Source organism: Pseudomonas sp. B21_DOA, assembly GCA_030544685.1.
Lineage (GTDB): Bacteria > Pseudomonadota > Gammaproteobacteria > Pseudomonadales > Pseudomonadaceae > Aquipseudomonas > Aquipseudomonas fluorescens_AO.
In genome coordinates this window covers 1,507,588-1,529,371 of sequence record CP086683.1, presented here as the reverse complement: position 1 = coordinate 1,529,371, position 21,784 = coordinate 1,507,588, and the positions used below count along the sequence as shown (strand labels likewise).

15 protein-coding genes, 4 pseudogenes and 1 riboswitch are annotated in these 21,784 nt (G+C 62.1%); of the genes and pseudogenes, 6 read left to right on the top strand and 13 right to left on the bottom strand.

Annotation, left to right across the window (positions count from 1 at the left end):
• Nucleotides 1–40 precede the first annotated feature (40 nt).
• The 8 genes and pseudogenes from parC to LJU32_07035 all read right to left on the bottom strand — a co-directional run bounded on the left by parC (nucleotide 41) and on the right by LJU32_07035 (nucleotide 8,523).
• Nucleotides 41–2,304 (bottom strand): annotated as a pseudogene (gene parC / locus LJU32_07070) (DNA topoisomerase IV subunit A).
• A 7-nt stretch (nucleotides 2,305–2,311) separates the two neighbouring features.
• On the bottom strand, nucleotides 2,312–2,836 hold the full coding sequence (locus tag LJU32_07065) for a TIGR02281 family clan AA aspartic protease (GenBank protein ID WKV90026.1): 525 nt from the start codon (nucleotides 2,834–2,836) through the stop codon (nucleotides 2,312–2,314).
• Nucleotides 2,833–3,822, bottom strand: coding sequence for an esterase-like activity of phytase family protein (locus LJU32_07060; protein ID WKV90025.1), 990 nt, complete (start codon nucleotides 3,820–3,822; stop codon nucleotides 2,833–2,835). The genes LJU32_07065 and LJU32_07060 overlap by 4 nt, the downstream gene beginning before the upstream one ends.
• Complete coding sequence (parE, locus tag LJU32_07055) at nucleotides 3,822–5,729, bottom strand: DNA topoisomerase IV subunit B (protein WKV90024.1); 1,908 nt, start codon at nucleotides 5,727–5,729, stop codon at nucleotides 3,822–3,824. The genes LJU32_07060 and parE overlap by 1 nt, the downstream gene beginning before the upstream one ends.
• Nucleotides 5,730–5,770: 41 nt before the next feature.
• A pseudogene (locus LJU32_07050) lies at nucleotides 5,771–6,378 on the bottom strand (esterase).
• Nucleotides 6,379–6,550: 172 nt separating this feature from the next.
• Nucleotides 6,551–7,366, bottom strand: coding sequence for a 3',5'-cyclic-AMP phosphodiesterase (cpdA, locus tag LJU32_07045; GenBank protein ID WKV90023.1), 816 nt, complete (start codon nucleotides 7,364–7,366; stop codon nucleotides 6,551–6,553).
• Between the two features lie 97 nt (nucleotides 7,367–7,463).
• Nucleotides 7,464–7,916 carry a DUF1249 domain-containing protein gene (locus tag LJU32_07040; protein WKV90022.1) on the bottom strand — a complete coding sequence of 151 codons (453 nt, stop codon included), beginning with the start codon at nucleotides 7,914–7,916 and terminating at the stop codon, nucleotides 7,464–7,466.
• Nucleotides 7,879–8,523, bottom strand: a complete 645-nt coding sequence (locus LJU32_07035) for an NUDIX domain-containing protein (GenBank protein WKV90021.1) — start codon at nucleotides 8,521–8,523, stop codon at nucleotides 7,879–7,881. The genes LJU32_07040 and LJU32_07035 overlap by 38 nt, the downstream gene beginning before the upstream one ends.
• Nucleotides 8,524–8,750: 227 nt before the next feature.
• Here LJU32_07035 and LJU32_07030 point away from each other — a divergent pair, with 227 nt between their 5' ends.
• Nucleotides 8,751–9,497, top strand: coding sequence for an RsiV family protein (locus LJU32_07030; GenBank protein WKV90020.1), 747 nt, complete (start codon nucleotides 8,751–8,753; stop codon nucleotides 9,495–9,497).
• On the opposite strand, the pseudogene cytX reads toward LJU32_07030, so the two are convergent.
• A pseudogene (gene cytX / locus LJU32_07025) lies at nucleotides 9,466–10,757 on the bottom strand (putative hydroxymethylpyrimidine transporter CytX). The gene LJU32_07030 and the pseudogene cytX sit on opposite strands and share 32 nt — an antisense overlap.
• Before the next feature lie 140 nt (nucleotides 10,758–10,897).
• Complete coding sequence (gene thiC, locus LJU32_07020) at nucleotides 10,898–12,787, bottom strand: phosphomethylpyrimidine synthase ThiC (protein WKV90019.1); 1,890 nt, start codon at nucleotides 12,785–12,787, stop codon at nucleotides 10,898–10,900.
• 145 nt (nucleotides 12,788–12,932) lie between these two features.
• Nucleotides 12,933–13,038: riboswitch (TPP riboswitch) on the bottom strand.
• A gap of 204 nt (nucleotides 13,039–13,242) precedes the next feature.
• On the opposite strand from thiC, the gene LJU32_07015 reads away from it, so the two are divergent.
• The gene (locus tag LJU32_07015; GenBank protein WKV90018.1) at nucleotides 13,243–14,676 is read left to right on the top strand and encodes a TolC family outer membrane protein; all 1,434 of its coding nucleotides are present in this window, start codon (nucleotides 13,243–13,245) and stop codon (nucleotides 14,674–14,676) included.
• Between the two features lie 538 nt (nucleotides 14,677–15,214).
• Here the strand turns inward: LJU32_07015 and waaA are convergent.
• Together waaA and LJU32_07005 are read right to left on the bottom strand one after the other, a co-directional pair.
• Nucleotides 15,215–16,489, bottom strand: coding sequence for a lipid IV(A) 3-deoxy-D-manno-octulosonic acid transferase (gene waaA / locus LJU32_07010; protein WKV90017.1), 1,275 nt, complete (start codon nucleotides 16,487–16,489; stop codon nucleotides 15,215–15,217).
• Between the two features lie 11 nt (nucleotides 16,490–16,500).
• Complete coding sequence (locus tag LJU32_07005; protein ID WKV90016.1) at nucleotides 16,501–17,397, bottom strand: LysR family transcriptional regulator; 897 nt, start codon at nucleotides 17,395–17,397, stop codon at nucleotides 16,501–16,503.
• Between the two features lie 108 nt (nucleotides 17,398–17,505).
• Here LJU32_07005 and LJU32_07000 point away from each other — a divergent pair, with 108 nt between their 5' ends.
• The 4 genes and pseudogenes from LJU32_07000 (at nucleotide 17,506) to LJU32_06985 (ending at nucleotide 20,936) form a co-directional block, all read left to right on the top strand.
• Nucleotides 17,506–17,838 (top strand): multidrug efflux SMR transporter, encoded by a 333-nt coding sequence (locus tag LJU32_07000; protein ID WKV90015.1) that lies wholly within the window; start codon nucleotides 17,506–17,508, stop codon nucleotides 17,836–17,838.
• Nucleotides 17,839–17,955: 117 nt separating this feature from the next.
• Nucleotides 17,956–19,131 carry an FAD-dependent oxidoreductase gene (locus LJU32_06995; GenBank protein ID WKV90014.1) on the top strand — a complete coding sequence of 392 codons (1,176 nt, stop codon included), beginning with the start codon at nucleotides 17,956–17,958 and terminating at the stop codon, nucleotides 19,129–19,131.
• Nucleotides 19,128–19,939 (top strand): annotated as a pseudogene (locus tag LJU32_06990) (aldo/keto reductase). The gene LJU32_06995 and the pseudogene LJU32_06990 overlap by 4 nt, the downstream one beginning before the upstream one ends.
• A gap of 31 nt (nucleotides 19,940–19,970) precedes the next feature.
• The gene (locus LJU32_06985; protein WKV90013.1) at nucleotides 19,971–20,936 is read left to right on the top strand and encodes a metal ABC transporter ATPase; all 966 of its coding nucleotides are present in this window, start codon (nucleotides 19,971–19,973) and stop codon (nucleotides 20,934–20,936) included.
• 3 nt (nucleotides 20,937–20,939) lie between these two features.
• Here LJU32_06985 and LJU32_06980 read toward each other — a convergent pair whose 3' ends face one another.
• Nucleotides 20,940–21,740 (bottom strand): hypothetical protein, encoded by an 801-nt coding sequence (locus LJU32_06980; protein ID WKV90012.1) that lies wholly within the window; start codon nucleotides 21,738–21,740, stop codon nucleotides 20,940–20,942.
• Nucleotides 21,741–21,784 lie beyond the last annotated feature (44 nt).

Below are 21,784 nucleotides of genomic sequence, written 5' to 3'. Positions count from 1 at the left end.
GTTTAATCGCAGATCGAACGCTCTAGGATGGCGTTCTCGCCTAATTGAGGTTTTCGACGAGCAGCGCATCGACCCGCTGGAAGCCCCGCGGAAGTTTGTTTCCGCGCCGTCCACGCTCACCTTTGTAGTGCTCGAGGTCGTCGGCTTTCAGCGACAGGGTCCGTTTGCCAGCCTGCAACACCAGGGTGGCGCCTTCCGGCAGGACGGCGATGTCCGTGACATATTCTTCGCGGCTGGCCACGCGCTCACCGGAAATGCCGATGATCTTGTTGCCTTTGCCCTTACCTAATTGTGGCAGATCGCTGATTTTGAAGATCAGCAGGCGACCTTCGGTCGTGACCGAGGCCAGCCAGTTCTGCTCACGATCAGCCACAGGGCGCGGCGCAATGACCTTGGCGTTGTTCGGCAAGCTCAACAGCGCTTTGCCGGCCTTGTTCTTCGCTTGCAGATCTTCGCCTTTGACCACGAAGCCGTAACCGGCATCGGACGCAATCACGTACAGCGCATCGTCTTCGGGCATCAGCACGCATTCGAATGAAGCGCCCGGTGGCGGCGTCAGACGGCCGGTCAATGGTTCGCCCTGGCCACGGGCCGACGGCAAGGTATGCGCAGCAACCGAATAGCTGCGGCCGGTGGAGTCGATGAACACGGCAAACTGGTTGGAGCGCCCCGCCGCCGAGGTCTTGAAGCCATCGCCGGCCTTGTACGACAGGCCGGTGGCGTCGATGTCATGGCCCTTGGCCGAACGCACCCAGCCTTTTTCCGACAGCACGACAGTGACTTTCTCGTTCGGCAGCAGATCGTGTTCGCTCAGCGCCTTGGCTTCGGCGCGCTCGACGATTGGCGAACGGCGGTCGTCGCCGTAGGTTTCGGCGTCTTTGAGCAACTCGGTGCGCACCAGTTTCTTCAGCTTCGCTTCGCTGCCCAGCAGCGCTTGCAGCTTGGCCTGCTCCTTGAGCAGTTCATCCTGCTCGTCGCGCAGCTTCATCTCTTCCAGTCGCGCCAACTGACGCAAGCGGGTGTCGAGGATGTAGTCGGCCTGAATTTCGCTGAGGGCGAAACGCTCGATCAGCTTGGCTTTCGGATGCTCCTCGGTACGGATGATGTGAATTACTTCATCCAGGTTGAGGTAGGCAATCAGCAAACCGTCCAACAGGTGCAGACGACGTTCGACCTTGTCGAGGCGGAATTGCAGACGGCGACGCACGGTCAGTACGCGGAACTCCAGCCATTCGACCAGCAGCGCACGCAGGTTTTTCAGTTGCGGCTTGCCGTCCAGACCGATGATGTTGACGTTGACCCGGTAGGTCGACTCCAGCTCGGTGCTGGCGAACAGGTGCTGCATCAGCGCTTCGTGATCGACGCGGCTGTTGACCGGGATGATCACGATGCGGCACGGGTTTTCGTGGTCGGATTCGTCGCGTAGATCGGCGATCTGCGGCGCTTTCGATGGCTTGGCCTGCATCAGCGCGGCGATCTGCTCCAGCACTTTGGCCCCGGAGACCTGATGCGGCAGCGCGGTGACGATGATGTCGCCGTCCTCGACGTGGTACACGGCGCGCATACGCACCGAGCCCTTGCCGGTTTCGTACATCTTCAGCAGGTCGGCGCGCGGCGTGATGATTTCCGCTTCGGTCGGATAGTCCGGGCCCTGAATGTGCTCACAAAGCTGCTCGACCGTGGCTTTCGGCTCATCGAGCAGACGCACGCAGGCAGTGGCGACTTCACGCAGGTTGTGCGGCGGCACGTCGGTGGCCATGCCCACGGCGATACCGGTGGTGCCGTTGAGCAGAATGTTCGGCAGGCGCGCCGGCAACACCAGCGGTTCCTGCAGCGTGCCGTCGAAGTTTGGCCCCCAGTCGGCGGTGCCCTGGCCCAGTTCGCTGAGCAGCACTTCGGAATAGCGCGACAGCCGCGCTTCGGTGTAACGCATGGCGGCGAAGGACTTCGGATCGTCCGGCGCACCCCAGTTGCCTTGGCCGTCAACCAGCGTGTAGCGATAGCTGAACGGCTGCGCCATCAGCACCATCGCTTCGTAGCACGCCGAGTCGCCGTGGGGTGGAATTTACCGAGCACGTCACCGACGGTACGCGCCGATTTCTTGTGTTTGGAATCAGCGTCCAGCCCCAGCTCGCTCATGGCGTAGACGATACGCCGCTGTACCGGTTTCAGGCCGTCGCCGATATGCGGCAAGGCGCGGTCCATGATCACGTACATGGAGTAGTTGAGGTAGGCATTTTCGGTGAAGTCAGCCAGCGAGCGGCGTTCTACACCGTCCAGGCTGAGATCAAGGGAGTCGCTCATGCGGGCCTCATCGGTTCGTTGTCTGGCGCAGCAGCATGGTGCCACCGCGCTGGGTAAATTCAAGTTTGTTCAGGGCGCTCATGCCGAGCAGCACCTGATTGCCATGCAGACCCGGCGCCACCAGTGCGCGGACATCCCGCAGGACGATGTCGCCCAATTGCAGGCGAGCAATCTTCGTTCGGTAACCCTGGCTCAGGCCATTGGCCGTGCTCAGGGTCACGCCAAAACCTTCTTGCAGCTTCAAACGCTTGGCCAGATCCGCCGGGATCGCCACATCGGTCGCGCCGGTGTCGAGCATGAACTCCACCGGCTCGCCGTTGATCTGGCCGCTGGCGACAAAATGCCCTTGGGCATTGCTCGCCAGTTTCACTTCGATAAAACCTTCGCCCTGCTCCGACGTGACCACGATGTTCGGATTCTGCTGGCGCTGCTCCCACTGCCCGAAAAACTTCGTCGCAAGAAACAACGCCGCGCACCAGGCGAGGATCATCAACACCCGACCGGCGCGCTTGCCCGGCGGTTGCTGGCTCATGGCCTGGCACTCCAGCCACCGTCCGGCGCGGCGAAGCGCCAGACCACCGGGCGGACTTCGCCGTCAGCACGTGGGCCAAAATTGTTGTCGACGCCGATCCACGCGCCTTCAGCATCAATGATCAGCGCTTCCTCCAGTCCGTAGTTCTGCGAGTAGCGGCGATTTTCCTGCAACAGTTCACCTGCATACGACCAGCACTGCTCGACCTTGGCCGTCTGCGCATCGCGACGACAAATCTCGAACGCGTTGCGCTCGAGGGTAAACAGCTTGCCGTTGAACAACGAAATGTCGGAAAAGTCGCGGTCGACCGCTTTCGCTTTCGGGAACTGCGCCGGCTGCATTTCCTTGCCGCCCTCACTGAGCAGCACGCAGCCACCGTCGCAATCCCAGACCGTTTGCTGACGCTTGATCAGCAGCAGGCCGCGGTTCTGTCGTTCGGCGGCCAGCCACATCCGGTCGCCCGCCGGGTTGATCGCCAGGCCCTCGAAGATCGCATTGAACTTGAGCAGCATGCCACTCGCCCGCGCCTCGCGAACCAGCAGCGGCGAGATCTTCAGCCAGTTCGCCGGACCGCTGACCGGCACCTGCAGCACCGCCGCATGGGCTTCACTGACGATGTAGCGATTACCGGCACTGTCGCAACTGATGCCTTCGAAATCCAGATCGCCGCCGCGAATGAACGACGCCGCCCAGGTGCGCGAACTCAAGCCCCACGGCAAGCCGCTCTCCGGCACGGGCGGCACGTCGATGTGCACGGTTTGCGCCTGCCAGACCGGATCGCGGGTATCGAGCCGATAGATCTGCTCGTCATCGCGATCGGAAACCGTCCACAGCTCATTGCCGCACATGGCCAGACCCGACAGGTTGCCGCCGCGCATGCCCTCGACCGGGTGTTCGGAGAGCAGCCGCAGTTCTTGCAGCGGCTCGGCCGATACGCTCAGCGCACTCAGCAGCAACGCACCCGCCAAGGCCCAGCCAAACTGCATCAGGCCAGCACCTCGGCGAGGTTGCCTTTGGATTCCAGCCAGGATTTGCGGTCGCCGGCGCGTTTCTTCGCCAGCAGCATGTCCATCATTTCCGAGGTTTCGGCGAAGTCTTCGCCCAGCGTCAACTGCACCAGACGCCGGGTGTTCGGGTCCATGGTGGTTTCACGCAGTTGCGGCGGGTTCATTTCGCCCAGACCCTTGAATCGGGTGACCTGCGGCTTGCCGCGCTTCTTCTCGGCGACCAGGCGATCGAGAATGCCGTCGCGCTCGGCTTCGTCGAGGGCGTAGTAGATCTCTTTGCCGAGATCGATGCGGTACAGCGGCGGCATCGCCACGTAGACGTGACCGGCATCCACCAGCGGGCGGAAGTGCTGGACGAACAGCGCGCACAGCAAGGTCGCAATGTGCAGACCGTCGGAGTCGGCGTCGGCGAGGATGCAGATCTTGCCGTAGCGCAGCTGGCTCATGTCCGCCGCGCCCGGATCGACGCCAATGGCCACGGCGATGTTGTGCACTTCCTGGCTGGCGAGCACTTCGCTGCCGTCGACTTCCCAGGTGTTGAGGATCTTGCCGCGCAACGGCAGGATCGCCTGGAATTCCTTGTCCCGCGCCTGTTTGGCCGAACCGCCGGCGGAGTCACCCTCGACCAGGAACAGCTCGGAACGCATCGGGTCCTGCCCCGCACAGTCCGCCAGTTTGCCCGGCAACGCCGGGCCTTGGGTGACGCGTTTGCGCTCGACTTTCTTGCTCGCCTTGAGACGGCGGCCGGCGTTGTTGATCGCCAGTTCGGCCAGGGCCAGACCAGTCTCCGGGTTGGCATTGAGCCACAGGCTGAAAGCGTCTTTCACCACACCGGAGACGAACGCCGCCGCTTCACGGGAAGACAGACGCTCTTTGGTCTGGCCGGAGAATTGCGGTTCCTGCATCTTCATCGACAGGACGAACGCGATGCGCTCCCAGACGTCTTCCGGCGCCAGCTTCACGCCGCGCGGCAGCAGGCTGCGGAATTCGCAGAATTCGCGCATCGCGTCGAGCAGGCCCTGACGCAGACCGTTGACGTGCGTGCCGCCCTGCGCGGTCGGGATCAGGTTGACGTAGCTTTCCTGCACCGCGTCGCCACCTTCCGGCAGCCACAGCAGCGCCCAGTCGACCGCTTCCTTGTTACCCGCAAAGGCGCCGCAGAACGGCTCGTCCGGCAACCGCTCGAATTCGCTGACCGCATCGACCAGATAAGAGCGCAGGCCGTCTTCGTAATGCCACTCGACTTTCTCGCCGGTGCCTTTGTCTTCGAAGCTGACCAGCAGCCCCGGGCACAACACAGCCTTGGCCTTGAGCACGTGCTTGAGGCGGCTGATGGAGAATTTCGGTGAGTCGAAGTATTTCGGGTCCGGCGCGAAGTACACGCTGGTGCCGGTGTTGCGCTTGCCGACGGTGCCGACGATTTCCAGCTCGGAGGCCTTGAAGCCGTCCTTGAAGGTCATCTGGTATTCGTTGCCGTCACGTTTGACCCGTACACGCACTTCGGTCGACAGCGCGTTGACCACGGAAATACCCACGCCGTGCAGACCGCCGGAGAACTGGTAGTTCTTGTTGGAAAACTTGCCGCCCGCGTGCAGCTTGGTAAGGATCAGTTCAACACCGGACACACCTTCTTCCGGGTGAATGTCGACCGGCATGCCTCGGCCGTCGTCGCTGACTTCCAGCGAATGGTCGGCGTGCAGGATGACCTGCACCGATTTGGCGTGGCCGGCCAGGGCTTCGTCGACGCTGTTGTCGATGACTTCCTGGGCGAGGTGGTTCGGCCGACTGGTGTCGGTGTACATGCCGGGGCGTTTGCGCACCGGGTCGAGGCCCGAGAGGACTTCGATGGCGTCGGCGTTATAAGAACTAGCGCTGGGAGTGGCCATAAGGTCTCGTCGTCAGTCATTCATGAAAGAGGGGCAAGACTTCACAGCGTGGTGAAATCGATTGCCTGATACATATCGGCAGCCATGCCGGCAAAACTCAGCAACGCCGGCAATTGCCCGGCAAAGCCCTGAAACTGTGGTCGCCGCCAGCCTGAATGCGCAGGGCACAGGCGCGGTAATACTGTTGGGCGAGGCGATAATCCAGCGTTTCGTCGCCGGTTTGCAACCAGACCTGATAACGCTGCGGATCCTGCGGTGGTGGCACTTCCAGTTCGGCCAGCGCCGTGACGTGGCCGTGGGTCAGTTCCCAGGTTTCATCGGTGTAGAGGTTCTTCTGCGTGCCCAGATAACCATCGAACATCCGGTGCGGGCTGACCGCCGGGTTGACCAGCAGGGCTTTCAGGCCATGGCGCTCGGCCAGGTGAGTCGCATAGTAGCCGCCGAGCGAACTTCCCACCAGCAACGGCCGGCCCAGCTCGGCGATTGCCTGCTCGAGCTGACCGATGGCTTCGCGCGGATGGTGATGCAGCGCCGGCACGCGCAATTGCTCGCTCAACCCCAGCCGCTCCATGACCGCGACCAGCTGACAGGCCTTCTTCGAGGCCGGCGCGCTGTTGAAACCGTGGATATAGAGGATCGAACCGGACATTTGAGCTCCCTGGCTGTCGGCGAAAGATAGCGGAGTTTACAGGGAGTCAGAGCAATCGTGGGTGTTTGTGCGGCCGCCTTCGCGAGCAGGTCGAAGCGTCGCACCGGCGCTCCCACAGGGAATCGCGTTTCAATGTGGGAGCGAGCCGGCTCGCGAAGAGGCCCGTATGGTCTCAGTAACCGTTGGAACCGTAATCAACCTGAAAGTCGAATCCAGTCACGCGCTCAACCCCGGTTTCCAAACGCCCATCCGGCAACAACCGCAGCCAGCGATACCCCGGCGCCTGCTCGCCCACTTTGAAATCCGCACTCCCGGGCTCGAACTGGATGCACGTCGAAGGCGAGGCCATCAAGCGCACGCCATTGCGCTCGCGATCGATTTGCTGATGCACATGCCCCCATAACACCGCGCGAACCTGCGGAAAGCGGTCCAGCACTTCAAAGAACGCTTCCGGGTTGCGCAGGCCGATCGGCTCCATCCATGCGCAGCCGATCGACACCGGATGATGATGCAGGCACACCAGATGATGACGTTCCGGCGCTTCGCTCAGCGCGCGGGCGAGCAGTTGCAATTGATCATCCTGCAGATAGCCCGGCACCGAACCCGGCACCGCCGAATCCAGCATCGTCACCCGCCAATTGCCGATATCGACTACCGATTCGAGCAAGCTGCTCTGCACCGCCGCCTCGGCCATGACCATCGGCTCGTCGTGATTACCGGGAATCCAGCGCGCCGGGGCATTGATCTGCGCGCTCATCTGGCGGAAGGCCTGGTACGACTCCAGCGTGCCGTCCTGGGAAATATCGCCGGTGGCCAGCAGCAGATCGATCTGCGCCTGTTGCGCCAACACCAGGTCGATGACCTGTTGCAGGCTCGCGCGGGTCTTCATGCCCAGCAGCTTGCCGTCCGCTGCGGCGAACAGGTGGCTGTCGGACAACTGCACCAGCAGCGCCGGGTCGGCGCTGGTCAATGTCGATACGCTGGGCAAGGCGCTCTCCCGGGGCTAGACACGCAATGGGTGGATGCGGCAATTATGCTGGGGGATGACACAAAGGGGAAACCGTCGAAGCGGACGCAGTTCACAACTAGCGAACGACTTCGTACTCGTGCCCCAGCGCCAGGCAATGGCTCAGCCATTCGCCCAGAAAGACATTGAGCTGGGCCTTTTCGTCAGGCTGGTGCATGGCAGCGTTCGGATAAGGATAGATGCCGCGAAAGCGTCGTGCATGTTCGGCGCTGATCACTTCGGCCATGCGCGCGTCGTGATAGACCTGCACTTCCAGTTGCGGCACCGGTAGCCAAGGCAGGCTGTGTTCCTGGCGCACCTGCAAGGTCGTGGTGTACGGGCAGGTCTGCAGCACTTCGAGGGCGAGCACGCCGAGCATCTGCTCGCCCTGGGTCACGGCGATACGCCGCGCCTCGGGTTCGTTGCGCATGTCCGGCAGCAGTCGCATCAGGCGCGCGTAGTTGGCCTCACAGGCGGCTTGCAGCCCCACGAGGTCAACCCGATAACGATCGCGCAGCTTGTTTACGACCATAGCCCCTCACTTCGGCGCGGTTCAGCGCCAGCCACTGCAAGGCGATGATGCTCGCCGCGTTGGCAATACGTCCGTCACGCACGGCCTGCAAGGCATCTTCAAATGCCCAGACCGTCACGCGAATGTCTTCGGCCTCTTCTTCCAGCCCGTGCAGCCCACCGACACCGTCGGTGCTGCAACGCCCCAGATACAAATGCACGAATTCGTTGCTGCCACCGGGCGACGGGAAATACTTGGTCATCGGCCACAGCGCCTTGATGTCCAGTCCAGCTTCCTCCTGCGCCTCGCGGTGAGCAACTTCTTCCGGTTGCTCATCCTTGTCGATCAGACCGGCGACCAGTTCGACCAGCCACGGGTTGTCGGCCTTGCCCATGGCGCCGACGCGAAACTGCTCGATCAGCACCACTTCATCGCGCTGCGGATCGTAAGGCAGGACGCACACGGCATCGTGGCGCACGAAGATTTCCCGGTTGATCTCGCGGCTCATGCCACCGGCGAACAGCTCATGGCGCAAGTGCACACGGTCGAGCTTGTAGAAGCCCTCGTAGCATTTTTCGCGCCGCACGATATCGACGGCGGTCGGAATGGCGTTGGCAAAGTCAGTCATAGGCATCCTCTTTACTGCACATCCATTACGAGCTTGCTGTGTGTAACTGGCAACCTCGACTTCGCGCCATCCTAACGCGCCCGCACCGTTTGATGCAGCCCCTTTACCGTCAGCGGGATGGACGGTGACGGTGAAACCCACTCTAATTAGCTTAGTGGCGAACTGACTGCTCCGTTGAGAGTCGAAGCGGTAACTTTTCGCCTTCCCCTGCTTTCGAAAGGACGCCCATGTCGCTTGTCAAAATTGCCTCTGTGGCCGCTATTGCCCTGACTCTGGGCGCCTGTGCCAGCCTGTTCCAGCCCAACTATCGCACGCCGCTGGAAACCACCCGCGATGCTTCGGAGCAACTGAAACCCGGCTGCTCCAACCCCGATTGCCCGCTGGTGAACATCGACACCCTGCGCTTCCCGGATGAGCCGGCACTGGACGGCATCATCGAAAAACGTCTGCTGCAAATGACCCGCACCGAGAAGAACGCACCGGTCGCGCCAACTCTGGCCGCCTACCGCGAGCAGTTCCTCGCCAGCGCCGGCCCGCGCAACAGCAGCTATCTGCAAGCGAAAGTACGTGAGCAGCATGACGGACTGGTGATCATCGAGCTGTCGAGCTACCTCGACACTGGCGGCGCCCACGGCACTCCGGGTCGCGGCTTCATCAACTATTCGCGCCAGCAACACAAGGTGCTGAACCTGTCAGACATGTTGCTGCCGGGTCAGGAAGAGGCGTTCTGGAAAGCCGCGCAAGTGGCGCACAACAGTTGGCTGATCAGCACCAAGCTTGATCAGGAGGCGGAATTCGTCGCGAACTGGCCGTTCGTGAAAACCCCGCACGTGGCGCTGACCTACGGTGGCGTGATCCTCAAGTACGACGTGACCACCATCGCGCCCTATGCGCTGGGCCACGTCGAACTGAAGATTCCTTACCCGCGCCTGAACGGCATTCTCAAGCCTGAGCTGTTTCCCGGCCGTAACTGAAGGCCCGGCCCAGCACCAGCTGCAGCAATCCTGCCAGCACCAGCGCCGGCAGGGTTGCGCCGACATCCGGATACAGATTCGCCAGCAAGTGATAGGTGCTGACTCCCCCAGCCACGCCAGCAACGCCGGCCAGCGCAACGCGGCTGACGTGACCTGGGCACTGCGCTTGCGCAGGATGAAGTGATCCACCAGCACCACGCCGAACAGCGGCGCAAACACCGAGCCGATCAGCAACAGGAAATTCTGGTACTGCGCCAATGGCGCCAGCAGTGCGATCAGCGTACAGATCACGCCGATGGCCAAAGCCAGATGCTCGACTTTCAGGCGCAACAGAATCCCGCTCGAGACCGCCGCCGAATGAATATCGGCGAAGGCGTTTTCCGACTCGTCGAGCAGAATCAGCAACAGCGGAATGCCCAGACCGGCACCGGCCAGAGCCAGCAGCAGCGCATTGACTTCGCCGCTCGGCGCGAACGCCAGGGTGTAGGCCACGCCAAGGCTCATCAGCCAGAAATTACCGATGAAAAACCCCACCGCCGTGCCACCGAAGACATTCTTTGCGCGCTTGCCGAAACGCGAGTAGTCGGCAATCAGCGGCAGCCACGATAGCGGCATGGCGATGGCAATGTCGAAGCCCACCGCGAATGGCATCGAACCGTCACCGGCGCGCGCCCACAGCGCAGCAAGGTCGGCTTTGGCGAACAGGTTCCAGGTCAGCCACAGGCACGCGGCGAGCAACAGCCAGATGCCCCACTTGCGCAGAATCTGCCGCACGAACGTCAACGGCCCGCTCACCGCGAGCAAGGTCGCCAGCGCGCCGAAAAACAGCGTCCACAGCATCGGATTGGCCCACAGCGAACCTCCGCTGAAGGCGCGGGTGCCGAGCAGGCTGGCGGCGTCGCGCATGACGATGATTTCGAACGAGCCCCAGCCGATCAGTTGCAGCAGATTGAGCAGCGCCGGCAGGCTCGCGCCTTTGCTGCCGAGACTGAGCTTCAGCGCCGCCATCGACGACAGGCCGGTGTCGCTGCCGATCACGCCGACGGCGGCCAGCAACAGCACGCCCACCAGCGTGCCGAGGAAGATCGCCAGCAAAGAACCGGACAGACCCAGGCCCGGCGCGAGCAATGCGCCGGTCTGCAGAACCATCAGGCCGATACCGAGGGAGAACCACAGGGAAAACAGATCGCGACCGCCGAACACACGCTTTTCAGCGGGGACGGCGAGGTCGGGAGAATAAGTGCCGGGTTGAATGCTCAAGGGTGTTATCTCAAAGGGACATTTGTTGTGATCGTTCCCACGCTCTGCGTGGGAATGCCTCTCGGGACGCTCCGCGTCCAGTGACGCGGAGCGTCACGGGCTGCATTCCCACGCGGAGCGTGGGAACGATCAGTACGGGGTCAGACTTTCTTGTACAGCTGACTGCCTTCCTGCCTGAACCGCTCGGCCTGTTCCGCCAGACCTTTGGCGACGTCCACGTCGACCGCGTCGATGCGCTGGTTGGCCGCATATTCGCGGACTTCCTGGGTGATCTTCATCGAGCAGAATTTCGGCCCGCACATCGAGCAGAAATGCGCGACCTTGGCCGAGTCCTTCGGCAGGGTTTCGTCGTGATAGGAGCGCGCGGTGTCCGGGTCCAGGCCGAGGTTGAACTGGTCTTCCCAGCGGAATTCGAAGCGCGCCTTGCTCAGTGCGTTATCACGAATCTGCGCGCCCGGGTGTCCCTTGGCCAGGTCCGCCGCGTGCGCGGCGATCTTGTAAGTGATGATCCCGGTTTTCACGTCATCCTTGTTCGGCAGGCCCAAGTGCTCCTTCGGCGTCACGTAGCAGAGCATCGCGCAACCGAACCAGCCGATCATCGCCGCGCCGATACCGGAAGTGATGTGGTCATAGCCCGGCGCAATGTCGGTAGTCAGCGGGCCGAGGGTGTAGAACGGCGCCTCGTCGCAGCATTCGAGCTGCTTGTCCATGTTCTCTTTGATCAACTGCATCGGCACGTGGCCCGGGCCTTCGATCATGCATTGCACGTCGTGCTTCCAGGCAATCTTGGTCAGCTCGCCGAGGGTTTCCAGTTCGCCGAATTGCGCTTCGTCATTGGCGTCGGCAATCGAGCCCGGACGCAGGCCATCACCCAGCGAGAAGCTGACGTCGTAGGCCTTCATGATTTCGCAGATTTCGTCGAAGTGGGTGTAGAGGAAGTTCTCTTTGTGGTGCGCCAGGCACCACTTGGCCATGATCGAACCACCACGGGAGACGATGCCGGTGACGCGTTTGGCGGTCAGCGGCACGTAGCGCAGGAGCACGCCGGCGTGGATGGTGAAGTAGTCGACGCCCTGCTCGGCTTGCTCGATCAGGGTGTCGCGGAACAGCTCCCAGGTCAGGTCTTCGGCGACGCCGTTAACCTTCTCCAGCGCCTGATAGATCGGCACGGTACCGATCGGCACCGGCGAGTTGCGGATGATCCACTCGCGGGTTTCGTGAATGTGTTTGCCGGTGGACAGGTCCATCACCGTGTCCGAGCCCCAGCGAATGCCCCAGGTCAGTTTCGCCACTTCTTCTTCGATCGAAGAGCCCAGCGCGCTGTTGCCGATGTTGCCGTTGATCTTCACGAGAAAGTTACGGCCGATGATCATCGGTTCCAGTTCGACGTGGTTGATGTTGGCGGGAATGATCGCGCGGCCACGGGCGATTTCCTCGCGGACGAACTCCGGGGTGATCTCTTTCGGAATGCTTGCGCCGAAGCTGTGGCCGGCGTGTTGCTGCTTGAGCAGGCCGGCCGCGCGGGCCTCTTGCAGTTTCATGTTTTCGCGGATGGCGACGTACTCCATCTCGGCGGTGATGATGCCTTTGCGCGCGTAGTGCATCTGGCTGACGTTGGCCCCGGCCTTGGCCCGGCGCGGGTTGTTGACGTGGGCAAAACGCAGTTTGGTCAGCTCGGCATCGGCCAGACGCTGCTGGCCGAAGTTCGAACTCAGGCCCGGCAGGCGCTCGGTGTCGCCACGGTCATCGATCCACGCCGAACGCACATCGCCGAGGCCTTTGCGCACATCGATGACCACGTTTGGATCGGTGTACGGGCCGGAGGTGTCGTAGACGGTAACCGGCGCGTTGATCTCGCCGCCGAAATCGGTCGGGGTTACATCGAGGCTGATTTCGCGCATTGGTACGCGAATGTCCGGGCGCGAGCCCTGAACGTAGACTTTTTGCGAACGGGTGAACGGCTTGACCGATTGCTCGTCGACCTTGGCCGAGTCACTCAGGTTGATCGCGTTTTTTTCTTTTGTTGTCATCACGGGCTCTCCAGACAGCATCCAGCAGTGGATTGTCGGAGCAGAACCTGAAAGGCACGGACGCACCAGGACCGGTGCTGTGCATTCGTCATGAGCGTTCGATTGTCGAACAATATCCCGGACGAAGCACAAGAGGACTCGCCGGGTGACGAGAAATCTTGTTCCCTACGCAGGCGCTAACCTGATCAGGTTCAACGGGATCCGAAATTATTCGATCTCAGCCTCATAGCAAGGCACCCCGACAAGAACCCGGCCAGTCTAGACACAACCACCGAGGAACGCCAACACCGCAGCGAACGCCATGATGAATGGCGTAAATACACAGGCTGGCCGATTGTTGCCGGAGCAATGCGCAACTACACTCGCTGGGCCTGCTCAGCCTTGACGCTGTGCGGGCTGCGCCTTACCTTTGGCGCCCGGATTACTTCCATAATATTCATGCTAGGGATCGCCTCATGCTGCGCAAACTTTCATTGGCTGTTGCCGTGTCCTGTGCGTCCAACACAATGGCCTGGGCAGCGGAAGCACCCTTGTCGACCAAGACCGATCTGGTCAGCGTCTATCAAGAGGCGGTCGACAATAACGCCGACCTCGCGGCGGCCCGCGCCCAGTATGGCGCGCAGAAAGAAGTCGTACCCCAGGCCCGCGCCGGTCTGCTGCCGAACCTGTCCGGTGGCGCCGAAGTCGCCGACGTGCGCACCTCGATCGACCAACCCTCGGCCATCGCCAACCGCAGCGCGCATTCCTATCAGGCGACACTCGCACAGCCGCTGTTCCGCGCCGATCGCTGGTTCCAGTATCAAGCGGCGAAGGACGTCAACGAACAGGCCGCGCTGCAGCTCTCGGCCACCGAGCAGAACCTGATCTTGCAATCGGCTGAAAGCTACTTCAACGTGCTGCGCAGCCAGGACAATCTCGCCTCGACCAAGGCTGAAGAAGCGGCGTTCAAGCGTCAGCTCGACCAGTCCAACGAGCGTTTCGATGTCGGCCTCTCTGACAAGACCGACGTCCTGCAATCGCAAGCCAGTTACGACACCGCACGAGCCAACCGCATCGTCGCCCAGCGTCAGGTCGATGATGCGTTCCAGGCGTTGATCACCCTGACCAACCGTCAGTACAACTCGATTCAGGGCATCGTCCATACGCTGCCGATCCTGCCGCCAGCGCCCAACGATGCGAAATCCTGGGTCGACACGGCAGCGCGGCAGAACCTCAACCTGCTCGCCAGCAACTACGCGGTCAGCTCCGCCGAGCAGACACTCAAGCAGCGCAAGGCCGGCCACTTGCCGACCCTCGACGCGGTGGCGAAATACGAGAAAGGCGACAACGACGCCCTCGGCTTCGCCAACCCCAACTCGTTCGGCGCGCCCTACGGCGGCAACGTCGAGCAGAGCACCCTGGGCCTGCAACTGAACATCCCGATCTACAGCGGCGGCCTGACCAGTTCGCAAGTGCGCCAGTCCTATGCGCAACTGGATCAGAGCGAACAGCAGCGCGAATCGCTGCGCCGGCAGGTGGTGGAAAACACCCGCAATCTGCACCGCGCGGTAAACACCGACGTCGAGCAGGTGCAGGCGCGCCGCCAGTCGATCATCTCCAACCAGAGCGCCGTGGAAGCCACGGAAATCGGTTATCAGGTCGGCACACGCAACATCGTCGACGTGCTCGACGCGCAGCGCCAGCTGTACACCTCGGTGCGCAACTACAACAACACCCGCTACGACTACATCCTCGACAACCTGCGCCTGAAGCAAGCGGCAGGGACGCTGAACCCGGGTGATCTGGAAGATCTGCGGCGCTATCTGAAAGCCGATTACAACCCGGACAAGGATTTCCTGCCGCCGGATCTGGCGTCGGCGGCCGAGGCGCAACTCAAGGCCCGGCCTTAAACAATCTGGATGAATCCCCTATGGTGAGGGGATTTATCCCCGATCGGCTGCGCAGCAGTCGTAAATCATGCTTGCCAGATCTGACTGAATCACCGCGTCGAATGGTTTTGGGGCTGCTTCGCAACCCAGCGGGGATGAATCCCTGTGGTGAGGGGATTTATCCCCGTCCGGCTGCGCAGCAGTCGCAAATCATGCTTGCCAGATCTGACTGAATCACCGCGTCGAATGGTTTTGGGACTGCTTCGCAACCCAGCGGGGATGAATCCCTGTGGCGAGGGGATTTATCCCCGTTCGGCTGCGCAGCAGTCGTAAATCCGACTTGCCAGATCTAACTGAATCACCGCGCTGAATGGTTTTGGGGCTGCTTCGCAACCCAACGGGGATGAATCCCTGTGGCGAGGGATTTATCCCCGTTCGGCTGCGCAGCAGTCGTAAATCCGACTTGCCAGATCTAACTGAATCACCGCGCTGAATGGTTTTGGGGCTGCTCCGCAACCCAGCGGGGATAAATCCCTCACCACAGTAATATTCCAGGCGACTATTGGATCAGCCGCGCCAAGCCATCCAGCAGCCGCTGCAATGCGCCCTGATTGCGCCGCATCACCGCCAGCCCGGCCTCGGCCATGCGCTGCGCATCACAGGGCAGTTCGAACAAGCGGCGCAGCTCGACTGCGAGGCCTTCGGCATCATCGACTTCCACCAGCGCACCGCCTTCACGCAATTGCGCAGCGATGTCGAGGAAGTTGAACAGGTGCGGGCCGCTGAGTACCGGTTTCGCCAGGGCGGCGGGTTCGAGCAGGTTGTGCCCACCATTCGGCACCAGACTGCCGCCGACAAAAGCGCTGTCGGCCAAGGCATAGAGAAACAGCAACTCACCCATGGTGTCGCCGAGCAGCACGCTCGTCTGCGCATCGACATTAGCCCCGGTCGAGCGGCGTACTGTGGCAAAACCTTCGCGCTGGCACAGGTCGAACACCGAATTGAAACGCTCGGGATGACGCGGTACCAGAATCAGTAACGCATCCGGATGATTGGCCAACAGACGACGATGGGCGTCGAGCACCACTTCGTCTTCGCCTTCGTGAGTGCTTGCGGCGATCCATACCGGGCGATCCTGCGCCTGCCACTGGCTGCGCAGTTCGGCTGCACGCTGCAGCAGTTGCGGGTCGATGGTCAGGTCGAACTTGATCGAACCGGTGACTTCAACCGTCTCCGGGCGTGCGCCGAGATCACGGAAGCGCTGGGCTTCGGCTTCGGTCTGCACGGCCAACAGGCTCATCTCGGCGAGCATCGGCGCGGTGAGTTTGCTGAAGCGGCCATAGCCTTTGGCGGAACGCTGCGACAATCGCCCATTGGCCAGCGCCACCGGAATCCCGCGCTTGGCACATTGATGAATATGGTTGGGCCACAGCTCGGTTTCCATGATCACCGCAAGCCTGGGCTGTACGCGATCGAGAAAGCGTGCAGCGGCGCACGGCAAGTCGTACGGCAGATAGCAGTGCTGGATGCGCGGCTCATTGGCGAACAGTGCCTGAATCCGCTCTGAACCGGTCGGGGTCATGCAGGTCACGGTGATTGGCATGGCCGGGTAGCGCTCGAGCAAGGCGCGGATCATCGGCGCGGCGGCAATGCTTTCGCCCACCGACACCGCGTGCACCCAGATGCCACCGGGCTGCAGGGTCGGCATGCCAAGCGTGAAGCGCTCGCCAATGCGTTTGGCATACGCCGGCGCCTTGCGCGCGCGCAGCCACAACCGAATCGCCACCAATGGCAGCCCCAGGTAAAACAGCACGGTGTAGAGAGTTCTATTCATGGCGGCGGAGTTTATCGGCTTTTGTCACCGATCGCCCGCAAGTGCACGGCAAAACGTTCCGCCAGCCAGCGTGCGGCCGGACCGAGCGGTTCGTCGCGGCGCCAGACCAGCTCCACCACCAGCGCTGGCGGCGTCCACTCACTGTCGAGTTCAATCATCTGGCCCTGATACGCCGAGTACTGCACAACGTGACGCGGCAGCCAGGCCCAGCCAAGGTCGCGCACCAGCCATTCAGACATCACGTAGAAGCTGTCGGCACGCCATACCTGCGGGCTGGCCGGCTCGTTGCCGGGATAGACGCTGGTCTGCGTCGACATCAACAGTTGCCGGTGCTGCGCCAGTTGCTGGCAGGTCACGTAAGCCTGCTGCGCCAGTGGATGATTGACGCCGCACACCGTGACCATCTCGACACGGCCGAGTACGCGGCGCTCGAGGGCCTCGGGAATTTCATCGTGATAGAACAGCAGGCCGAGATCGGCGCGGCGCTCGACCAGTTTGCGCGCGACCTCGCCTTGGGCGGCGCTGGTCAGTTGCACTTCCAGGCTGGGAAACTGCTCGGCCAGTTCGCCGAAACTTTCTACCAGCGCCTGATACGGCATCGCCTCGTCCTGGGCCACCCGCAACTGCGCCTCCTGGCCGCGCAGCATGGCCATGGCCCGGCCGTTGAGGCGCTCGCACTGGCGCAACACCTCGCGGGCCTCTTCCAGCAACGCCTCGCCCGCCTCGGTGAGACTCGGCTGACGACCGCTGCTGCGCTCGAACAGGCTCACGCCCAGATCCTCTTCGAGCATCGCAACGGCATTGCTGATCGCCGATTGCGCCTTGCGTTGCCGACGCGCCACGGCGGAGAACGAGCGCTGTTCAGCGACATCGACAAATACCCGCAAATGCTCGAGATTCCATTGCATGCTTGTTTCCAGCCCATCTTCAAAACAGATAGGTAATGACTTTACCCCATCTCAGCAATCCCTAAAATGTCACCTCAGCAAGCGACGATTTATTTGAGGATCGAAATCATGAACGCCTACGTCTATCTGGCCATCGCCATCTGCGCCGAAGTGATCGCCACCGTTTCGATGAAAGCGGTCAAAGGCTTCAGCACACCTCTGCCATTGATGTTGATCATCGTCGGCTACGGGATCGCATTCTGGATGCTGACGCTGGTGGTGCGCACCGTACCGGTGGGCGTTGCCTACGCGGTCTGGGCCGGGATGGGCATTGTCATGGTCAGCGTCGCGGCTCTGTTTATTTACGGGCAGAAGCTCGATGTACCGGCCATGCTCGGGATGGCGTTGATTGTGCTGGGTGTCGTTGTGATCCAGCTGTTTTCGAAAACTGCCGGGCATTAAAAAGCAGCAGCAAGCTTCAAGCGGCAAGCCGCAAGCATTGCTGATTTGCTGGTCCGGGTTGCAGCTTGCAGCTTGAAGCTTGAAACTTGCGGCTTCTTCAAGCTCCGAGGTCGCTGCATGCCATCCGTTATTTCCACCGACGTTCTGATTGTCGGCGCTGGTGTCGCCGGCCTCTGGCTGAATGCGCGCCTGCGCGGTCAGGGTTTCTCGACCGTGCTGGTGGAAAGCGCCAGCCTCGGTGGCGGGCAGAGCGTGAAGTCCCAGGGCATCATCCACGGCGGCGCCAAGTACGCGCTGCATGGCGCGCTGACCGGTGCCTCCGAAGCCATCGCCGACATGCCGCGCCGCTGGCGCGAGGCGCTGGCCGGCAATGGCGAGCTGGACTTGTCCGGCGTGCGCCTGCTGTCTGAAGCCCATTACCTCTGGTCGCCAGGCACTTTGGCCGGCAACCTCACCAGTTTCTTCGCCAGCAAAGCCGTGCGTGGCCGGGTCGATCAGGTCAAGGGCGACGAACTGCCGCCGGCCCTGCAAGACAAGCGCTTCAAGGGCAAGGTCTATCGCCTCGCCGAATTGGTGGTGGATGTCCCGAGCCTGATCCAGCGTCTGGCCGAGCTGGCCGGTGACGGTTTGCTCGCCGGTAAGGTGATCGAGCCGCTGCTGGAAGCCGGTGTGCTGGTCGGGCTGAAAGTCGATGGTCGCGAAATCCGCGCCCAGCGCATCGTTCTCAGCGCCGGCGCTGGTACCGCCGAATTGCTCGAAGCCTTGGGCCTGAGCCGGCCGGCCATGCAACGCCGGCCGCTGCACATGATCCTCGCCAAAGGCCCCGGCCTGAAACCGCTGTACGCGCACTGCCTGGGCGGCGGCACCAAGCCGCGCATCACCGTGACCACGCATCCGGCGGCTGACGGCCAGTGGGTCTGGTACATGGGCGGCGACATCGCCGAAAGCGAAGGCGTGGCTCGCGAGCCGGCAGAACAGATTGCCACGGCGCAAAAGGAAATCGCCCAGCTGCTGCCGTGGATCGACCTCAGCACCACGCAATGGGCCACCCTGCGCGTCGACCGCGCCGAGCCGCTGCAGACTGGCCTGACCCGCCCGGACAACGCGTTCCTCGCCGAGGAAGGCCGCTTGCTCGTCGGCTGGCCGACCAAACTGGCACTGGCGCCGGACTTCGCCGACCGCGTCATCGCTTCGCTGCAACACGACGGCATTCAGCCGCAAGCGACTGAGCCGTTGCCGCCGCTACCGAAACCGCCGCTCGGCGTACCCGCGTGGGAGCAACTGCTGCCATGACCATCGCCACTCTGCACGATCTGCATCGCCCGTTGGGCAGCACCGGCCTGACGGTTTCCCCGCTGGGCCTGGGCACGGTCAAACTCGGCCGTGACCAGGGGGTGAAATACCCCAACGGCTTTCAGATTCCCGGCGACGACGAGGCGCGCATGCTGCTGCGCCAGGCGCGCGACTTGGGCATCAACCTGATCGACACGGCACCGGCCTATGGTCGCAGCGAAGAACGCCTCGGCCCGCTACTGCGCGGTCAGCGACAGGATTGGGTGATCGTCAGCAAGGTCGGCGAAGAGTTTGCCGACGGCGTATCGCGTCACGACTTCAGCGCCGCGCACACGCGGATGTCGGTCGAGCGCAGCCTGCAACGTCTGGAAACGGATTTTATCGATCTGGTCCTCGTGCACTCGGACGGCAATGACAAGGTCATTCTTGAGCAGGAAGAGGTCTACGCCACCCTCGCGGCGTTGAAGGCCGAGGGCAAAATCCGCGGCTTCGGTTTTTCCGGCAAAACCGTCGAAGGCGGCTTAAAAGCGTTGGAGCAAGGCGACTGCGCGATGGTCACCTACAATCTGAACGAACGAAACGAAAAAGCGGTCATTGACTATGCTGCTGCCCACGGCAAAGCCATTCTGGTGAAAAAGCCTTGGCCAGTGGTCATGTCTGTCTGAGTCCGGGAGTCGATCCGGTGCGCGCCAGCTTCGAGTTGCTGTTCACTCAGCCCGGCGTCGCCAGTGCTATTGTCGGCACGATCAATCCGCTGCACCTCGCCCATAACGTAGCGACCGTTGCCCAGGTCCTGCGTGGTCACTGACGCCGCCCCGCGGCCTTAAGCAGGAGCCGATATGCCGCGCACGCTCATCCGCAAGAACCCGAGCAACTTCAAGACGCTGCCGCTGTTCGTCGAAGCCACGCCCGAAGGCCTGAGCTACCAGAGCGTCGGCATGCCGCTGAATTTCGCCCAGACTCTGCAACGACGCAAACCGGTCAGCGTCGCCGACAGCGAGCGCTTTGCCGTCGAATTAGCCAATCTCGGCGTATCCGTGCGCCTGACCCTGCATTGGCAGAACCGCGATTATTGGGTGCTGGTGCGCCAGCGTCGGCAGGATCGCGGCGATGTCGTGCTGAAGCTGATTTCCGGCTACGTGCCGGCCCATGAATTGAATATCCCGCTGCACACGGCGATTCAGGAAATTGCTGAAGAGTGCCTGCTGGAAACCCCGGAAGGCTGGCTCGGCGGGCGCTTCAACGACACCTGGCTGCCAGCGCCCTACTCCGCGGCCCTGCATTATCGCGAGGCGCTGCCGTTTCGCCTGTCGCCGCTGTCCGGCTCGGCGCGTCCGGTACGCTGCGCCAACCTGCAACTGCTGGAACGGCCACGGGCCTACGTGCATTTGCCGACCGCGTCACTGCAATTGATCTACGACTTGCGCCTGGAAGTGCCCAAGGAAGCCAAATCCCTGAGCCTGTTCCATGTCGATGAACGCCTGGAGGGCGATCAACTGGTGGCGCGGCTGGACCGCAAGCGTCCGGATCTGTATCTGATGCCACTCAAGGACGGCGCGCCAACCGCGGAGCTGTTCACCCTCAAACGCGACAAGCTGATACCGGCGAGCACCCGCGGCATTCACCTGGCTGAAAGCTTCGCTACGCAGCAAGGCTGGGTCGTGCATGACGAACGCATTCGCTGGAAGGACTGGCTGGTGCAACAAGGCCTGCAACCGGCCAAGGCACCGCGCACGGGTCTCAAACAATTGAGCATCAAGGCACTGCGCCTGGTCGGGCTGGGCAGGAAGCGCGCGAGCCGATAACCCCTAGCGGCGACGATCCCACCAAGTGCGCAACTTCGCGAAGAAATGGAAGTAACGGTTTTCGCGCTTGCCCATGCCACGCTTGGGTGAGAACGACTCTTCGGCAAATGCGCCAGTGATTCGAACGCGCGACGCCTGGATCGGCAACGTGCAGACCTTGGCGCCTGCCTCGAGCAGGGCGTATTTGAGCAAGCGCTCGGAATGCAGCTTGCGGCCGGTCGCCTTGCAGAAATCGAAGATGCGCTCGATGCGTTTGCCATAGGCGATATACGTATCGCGCCCGCATACGGCGAACCGATCATTCAGACCACCCCACCACTGCCAGTCCGGGATATAGACGTTGTGCCGTCGCGCTTCGGCGTGGTTGAACAGGTAGCCCGGCAGCGGCGTGTGGAAGAAATTGTCCGGCCGCACGAACACAACGAAATCCGGATTGAAGGATTCGATCTCGGTGGTAACGGTGTGCAATGAGTTGAGCTGATAAATCAGGTTGCGCAGCGACGCATAGTCGTCGGCCCAGGTATCACCCTGCGCCTTGACCTGCTCGAAATCCCAGCGCTCCAGCACACCTTCAGTCGAGGTGAGCGCGCCGGTCATCGATTCGAAGGGCTGGTAGTTGTCAGCCGCCAGCTCGCCTTTCTCGCCGGAGCGCGAATTCTGCACTTCATCGACTTTATACAGATGATAAAAGCACTCGACCTCGCTGCCCGCAGGCAACTGCGCGAGTACGTTCTGTTCGATTGAAGGGAAGCAGATCGGCGAATTTCTCGGAATTCCGAAAAACGCCACGGCAATTTTCACCACTCGATTGCACCTATGAAGAAATGATTCGGCCCGGCAGGCACCTG